General features: G+C 38.1%; 6 protein-coding genes and 1 pseudogene. 2 read left to right on the top strand and 5 right to left on the bottom strand.

Features of this window, described 5'->3' with window-relative positions; translation table 11 throughout:
* Together BMG01_RS10915 and BMG01_RS05165 are read left to right on the top strand one after the other, a co-directional pair.
* Window positions 1–112 (top strand): annotated as a pseudogene (locus BMG01_RS10915) (IS30 family transposase); the annotation flags it as partial.
* A gap of 76 nt (window positions 113–188) precedes the next feature.
* Complete coding sequence (locus BMG01_RS05165) at window positions 189–1,301, top strand: AraC family transcriptional regulator (RefSeq protein ID WP_036067561.1); 1,113 nt, start codon at window positions 189–191, stop codon at window positions 1,299–1,301.
* A 294-nt stretch (window positions 1,302–1,595) separates the two neighbouring features.
* Here BMG01_RS05165 and BMG01_RS05160 read toward each other — a convergent pair whose 3' ends face one another.
* The 5 genes from BMG01_RS05160 to BMG01_RS05140 all read right to left on the bottom strand — a co-directional run bounded on the left by BMG01_RS05160 (window position 1,596) and on the right by BMG01_RS05140 (window position 5,952).
* On the bottom strand, window positions 1,596–1,871 hold the full coding sequence (locus BMG01_RS05160; protein ID WP_004910092.1) for an HU family DNA-binding protein: 276 nt from the start codon (window positions 1,869–1,871) through the stop codon (window positions 1,596–1,598).
* Window positions 1,872–2,047: 176 nt separating this feature from the next.
* A complete protein-coding gene (gene der / locus BMG01_RS05155; RefSeq protein WP_004910091.1) occupies window positions 2,048–3,358 on the bottom strand; it encodes a ribosome biogenesis GTPase Der in 1,311 nt (436 codons plus the stop codon).
* Between the two features lie 72 nt (window positions 3,359–3,430).
* The gene (rpsA, locus tag BMG01_RS05150) at window positions 3,431–4,624 is read right to left on the bottom strand and encodes a 30S ribosomal protein S1 (protein ID WP_004910088.1); all 1,194 of its coding nucleotides are present in this window, start codon (window positions 4,622–4,624) and stop codon (window positions 3,431–3,433) included.
* A 95-nt stretch (window positions 4,625–4,719) separates the two neighbouring features.
* Window positions 4,720–5,397, bottom strand: a complete 678-nt coding sequence (cmk, locus tag BMG01_RS05145; RefSeq protein WP_036066183.1) for a (d)CMP kinase — start codon at window positions 5,395–5,397, stop codon at window positions 4,720–4,722.
* A 12-nt stretch (window positions 5,398–5,409) separates the two neighbouring features.
* Complete coding sequence (locus BMG01_RS05140; RefSeq protein WP_004910083.1) at window positions 5,410–5,952, bottom strand: hypothetical protein; 543 nt, start codon at window positions 5,950–5,952, stop codon at window positions 5,410–5,412.
* Between the last annotated feature and the right edge of the window lie 48 nt (window positions 5,953–6,000).

The raw sequence follows: 6,000 nt of genomic DNA, 5'->3' as shown, positions 1-6,000 counted from the left end.
TAGCGCCAAAGAATTAGATCAAATTAATCATTGGATCAATGCGAGACCAATGAAAACACTCAACTGGCAATCACCACGAAAGGTTTTTCAGCAGTTTGCAGTGTTCGGTTAATTCTTGCAATCTACCGAATACATATCTTTTAGTTTCAATTTTCTGGTCATTATAAATGAATAAACTAGGAGTGTTGATGAATAACATTGCAAAACTAGCAAAAATATTAAATGCTGATGTCATCTTTTTGGATAGTGTCCAGCATACTACAAACTTTTTATACAAAAATAATCGTGATTCCAATAATGATATTCATGATTTTTTATTGAACAAACTAGATTTAGTGTTATCCCATTCGTATACGTCAGTTGATTATGATTTAGGACACGTTGTTGTATGTAAAATTAATCCAACTCAATTAATCTGCTTCTCATTTTTATACAAAAAAAACTTCACTGATGACAACGAACTAATACATTTACACTCATTACAGAATTTAAAAACGATTGCACAAATCATTTTTACAATGTACAACACTGTGGAAGCACCCGATGAAGACATTTATATTTTAAAAATTGATAACAAAAAACCTGTTAAGACTCGTCATTTTGTACCGTTTGATTCACAATTATTTTTTGACACAGAAACTGACATTATTAAAGCAATTGTGTACTCAAAAAAAGATCAGTTGAGCACAGCATTGGACAGCTTAGCAGAATTTAATCTAGTTGCTGAACATTTAACAGCTAACAATATTATTCGAGGAGAGAAGAATACTCTTATTTCTTACATATCAATTTTAAATCGTGCAATTATCCAATGGGGTTACCCAGCTAAATTAGCTTTTCAATTGCAATATAGTTTAGTGCAGGAAGTCGAATTATCACCACAATTTTTAAACTTTTTTCAAACCATTAAGGAAATTTCATGGCACTATTTCAGTGTGATTAAACAATATCGATTCAATAATTTTCTACCATTACACCAAAGAATTAAGCAATACATTAAACAACATATCAGAGAAAATATTACTCTAGACGACATTGCTACTGGATTAAATGCTTCGAAAAAAACACTAAATCCTGCTTTTAAAAAAGAATACGGTGTCACAATCACACAATTTATTCGACAGACTAAAGTCGAAACAGCCAAAGAACTCTTGATTGCTTCCAATCTGTCACTACTAGAAATTGCTGAATTGCTATCAATCTCAACAGCTACCTATTTTGTCAAAACATTTAAAAAAGTGACCGGTGTCACACCAAATCATTTCAGAAAACATTTTATTACTAGACCGCTCGACGACTAAAGATACTAGACTACAAAAAACGCATTCAGATTAAACTAAATGCGTTTGGAATATATCATAATTCGACTGAATTTATAAATCAGCTACATACAATAAGTTACGGTATCATATTAGATATTTATCTTAGTTACTTTAAAGTTATAGCAGCTTCGGTCTAAATTGAATCAAAGACAACACTGTGAATGCAGCTATTTTTTTACCAAAATAGTTTCATGGACACACGACTTAACAATATTTTTCATATAAAAAAGAGTAAGCTTACCAGAAGCTTACTCTTTTTAATTGGGATATATATTACTTAACGGCGTCCTTCAAGGCTTTACCAGGCTTGAATGCAGGAACCTTTGAAGCAGCGATTTCGATTTCTTCACCAGTTTGTGGGTTACGGCCCTTACGAGCTGCACGATCACGAACTTCAAAGTTACCGAAGCCAATCAATTGAACCTTTTCGCCCTTTTTCAAAGCTGCTTCAATTGATGCAAAGACAGCATCAACTGATGCGACAGCATCTTTCTTTGTCAAACCAGTTGCCTTTGCAACTGAATCTACTAATTCTTGCTTATTTGCCATGTTCTTTTCTCCTGAGAGTTATTTTATGATTGGCGCAAAGCGCCGTGTGAAATTTGTCGAAACATTATTTCATGTACTTAGAATAACACAAGAAAGCGCTTATGTGTAGTGTTATCAAGGGTCTTCAGCATTTCGTAATACTTACGTTACATAATTTCAATATTAATGAAATCAAATTACTTTCTTGCACGAACGATTAGCTTAATCGGTGTTCCCGTGAAGTCAAAGGCCTCTCGTATTTTATTTTCAAGGAAACGCTCATAAGAAAAGTGCATTAGCTCAACATCATTAACAAATATAACAAATGTTGGTGGCTGAACTGCTACTTGTGTCGCATAGTAAACACGCAAGCGTCTACCATTATCCGAAGGCGTCGGATTAATTGCAATAGCGTCCATAATGACATCATTCAAGGTTGACGATCCAATTCGCTTTCGATGGTTATCATCGACATCCTTTACCAACTGAGGCAATCTGTCTAAACGTTGTCCCGTTTTGGCTGACACAAAAACAATCGGTGCATAGTCCAAAAATTTGAATTCATCCCGAATCAAATTTTCAAAATCAGACATCGTGTGATCATCTTTTTCAATTGCATCCCACTTGTTTACAACAATAATCATCGCACGGCCAGCATCATGTGCAAAGCCAGCCACATGCTTATCTTGTTCTCGAATACCAGCTTCAGCATCAAGTACCATTAAGATAACGTTACTATCATCAATGGCTTTCATCGCTCGCATTACTGAATATTTTTCAGTATTTTCATAGATCTTACCACGTTTTCTCATACCAGCGGTGTCAACCATCACGAATTCATCACCATCTGGTGTCACAAAACGGGTATCGATAGCGTCACGTGTCGTGCCTTCAATGTCAGACACAATGACTCTTTTTTCGCCCAGCATTGCATTTACAATTGAAGATTTTCCGACGTTTGGACGACCAATAATACTGAATCTGATGGCTTCATCTTCTTGTTCAGCAGCTTCATCAGGAAAATGTTTAACTACTTCATCTAATAAATCACCAAGACCAATACCGTGAGAACCAGAAACTGGGAATGGATCCCCTAAACCGAGTGCATAAAAATCATAGATATCATTACGCATTTCTGGATTATCAACCTTGTTAACCGCTAGAACAACAGGTTTGTCGGTTTTATATAGCATTTTAGCGACAACTTCATCCGCCTCTGTCAAACCTTCTCTACCAGAAACAACCATGACAATAACGTCTGCTTCATCCAGAGCCAATTCAACTTGGCCCCTGATTTCAGCTAGAAACGGTGCATCACCAATTTCAATACCACCAGTATCAATCATTCGAAAATCGTAATTCAACCATTCAGCTGATGCATAAAGTCGATCACGGGTCACGCCAGGCATATCTTCTACGATAGCGATACGTTCTCCAGCCATACGATTAAAAATAGTTGATTTTCCGACATTTGGACGACCAACAATCGCTACTATTGGTGCAGACATATTAGCACCTCCTTTTATATTGCATTATCATAAAAAAAGAACTGGCGAACCAGTTCTTTTCAATAAGAATTCTTAGAACTTACCATCAAAAATGTCGCCCAAAGTTGCAGCTGAATCGTCCTCTTGTTGCTTGTAAGCAGCAATATCGGCACGTGAAGCTGAACCATCGTTTGCATTACCGCGATCTTCGCGTTCTGGCTTTTCTTCCAAAGCCTTCATTGACAATGAAATGCGTTCTTCTGCAGGCTTAACATCAAGCACTTGAACTTTAACCTTATCACCTGACTTCAAAACGTCTGATGGGTTTTCAATGCGCTTGTGTGAAATTTGTGACACATGGACAAGACCTTCAATGCCAGGGAAAATTTCAACAAAGGCACCAAAGTCTTTAACGCGCTTTACTGTACCTTCAAGTACAGTACCGGCTGGTGCTTCTTCGGCAACCTTGTCCCATGGACCAGGTTGTGTTGCTTTGATTGACAATGAAATACGACCCTTTTCAGAATCCAATGCCAAGATTTTAACGTTAACGACTTCACCCTTTGTCAAAACGTCCGCTGGGTTCTTAACACGATCATGTGAAATTTCTGATACGTGGACCAACCCATCAACGCCACCCAAGTCAACGAAAGCACCAAAGTCAGTCAAACGAGCAACTTTACCTTCAACAACTTCTCCAACTGTTAACTTAGCAAATGCTTCTGCTAATTGTGCAGCACGTTCTTGTGCAGCAACAGCCTTACGTGACAAAATCAAGCGTGCTTTTGAAGCATCAATTTCAATAACTTGCGCTTTAATATCTTTATTCTTGAATTGATTCAAATCTGAAACGAAACGATCAGCAACCATTGATGCTGGGACAAAGCCGCGAACACCATTGACATCAACAATTAAGCCACCGCGGACCGCATTGATAACTTTTGCATCAACAGTGTCCCCTTCAGCAAATGACAAGTTTTCCCATGCCTTACGTGCTTCTAAACGCTTCTTTGATAGCAAGTACGCAACACCTTCTTTGTCGCTTGTAACATTAGAGATGACAACAGCTTCAACGCTGTCCCCAACTTTTAATTCGTCTGCCAGGTTGATGTTACGATCGTCTGAGTACTCACGTGCTGGCACAACTCCTTCTTCACCGGTATGCAAACCAATAACTGCTTGGTTATCGTTATCAATGGCTAATACCTCACCAGTAACGACATCTCCTACCTTAATTTGATCTGCACTTTCAAGAGCTGCTAAAAGCTCGTTGTTTGTTTCACTCATGACGTCAAACGTCCTCCTACAATTTACACTATGAATATAGTGTACCAAATATTTCAACTCTTGTATAGTAAAAAACACGGTTTAAACCGTGTAAATTATAAGTTCAATGAATTTTTGATGATTTCTGTAATTTCGTCAACCACTTGTTCAATCGTTTGTCCAGTTGTGTCGACTAGGATTGCATCCTTTGCTTGAACCAAAGGACTTATTTGGCGATGAGAATCTTTATAATCGCGCGTTTCTATTTCTTTTCTCAGTGTATCTAAATCGGTCGCAATTCCCTTGAAAACATTTTCTCGATAGCGGCGTTGGGCACGTTCTTCGACACTAGCTACTAAAAAGATTTTGACTTGCGCTTTTGGTAATACAGTTGTACCAATGTCACGACCATCCATAATAACGTTATCATGGCTGGCAATAGCTCGTTGACGCTCAACCAAATTTTCTCTAACAGCGGCGTATGAAGAAACGAGTGACACATTGTTCGTTACTTCTGTTGAGCGAATCAATGATGTGACTTCTTGATTATTTAGGAACACATGTTGCACAGGCGTACCCGGCTCGAAACGAATATCGGTAGTGTCGAGCAGTTCGGTGATACTTTGCTCATCATCATAAGAAATTCCGGCTTGCTTGGCAGCCAATGTAATAGTGCGATACATTGCCCCTGTATCAACATACACGTATTTCAAGTTACTTGCTAGAATTTTAGCAATTGTCGACTTTCCTGCTGATGCTGGTCCGTCAATTGCAATTTGAATATTTGTCATCATCGTCATCCTTAATTATTGAATATTCAACGCAGTGCCAGCATATTGCGTGTAGTTGTCAACCGTCAAACCAGGATTCAAAGCAATAACTTGATCAGTTGTTAGACCGTGTGTGACTGCAAAATTATACAATGTTTGGCTGGTGCCCAAAACGGCTGTAGTGGTAGCACTTGATGATGCTGAACTTGATGATGAAGCGGCAGTTTCATCATCGGTTGTACTTTCGGAACTGCTGCTTGCTTCTGATTGTGAAGAGCTGGAAACACTACTGTCAGAAGAAGTTGTTTCAGAAGAAGTAGAAGTACTGCTAGATGATTTTTGGGTTGAGGATTTGTGTTGACTTGATGACGAAACGGTTTGCGGCGTAGAACCTTTGTGGTTGCTGAAGAAGCCGTAAACTGGGAAAGCTGATAGAATGACCAAACCCAATACAATTAAGGCAACTCGCAGCCCTTTATTTTCAGACTTTGAATCAGATGTTCTCGCAAACTTAGGTTCAATCTTTTTATTTTTGGGCCGATTGGATCGGCTCATGTTATTTGGGTCATAATCGTTCATATTAAACGACCTCCATATTTATTCATTCAAATAAGATTTTACCACATC

The organism is Leuconostoc sp. BM2 (assembly GCF_002095565.1).
Classification (GTDB): Bacteria; Bacillota; Bacilli; order Lactobacillales; family Lactobacillaceae; genus Leuconostoc; species Leuconostoc falkenbergense.
This window is presented reverse-complemented; position numbering and strand designations above follow the sequence as displayed.

Excerpts from the sequence above, each read along its gene's own strand:
- BMG01_RS05160 (WP_004910092.1), bottom strand. The coding sequence starts at position 1,871 with ATGGCAAATAAGCAAGAATTAGTAGATTCAGTTGCAAAGGCAACTGGT.
- rpsA (WP_004910088.1), bottom strand. The coding sequence starts at position 4,624 with ATGAGTGAAACAAACAACGAGCTTTTAGCAGCTCTTGAAAGTGCAGAT.
- cmk (WP_036066183.1), bottom strand. The coding sequence starts at position 5,397 with ATGATGACAAATATTCAAATTGCAATTGACGGACCAGCATCAGCAGGA.
- der (WP_004910091.1), bottom strand. The coding sequence starts at position 3,358 with ATGTCTGCACCAATAGTAGCGATTGTTGGTCGTCCAAATGTCGGAAAA.
- BMG01_RS05140 (WP_004910083.1), bottom strand. The coding sequence starts at position 5,952 with ATGAACGATTATGACCCAAATAACATGAGCCGATCCAATCGGCCCAAA.
- BMG01_RS05165 (WP_036067561.1), top strand. The coding sequence starts at position 189 with ATGAATAACATTGCAAAACTAGCAAAAATATTAAATGCTGATGTCATC.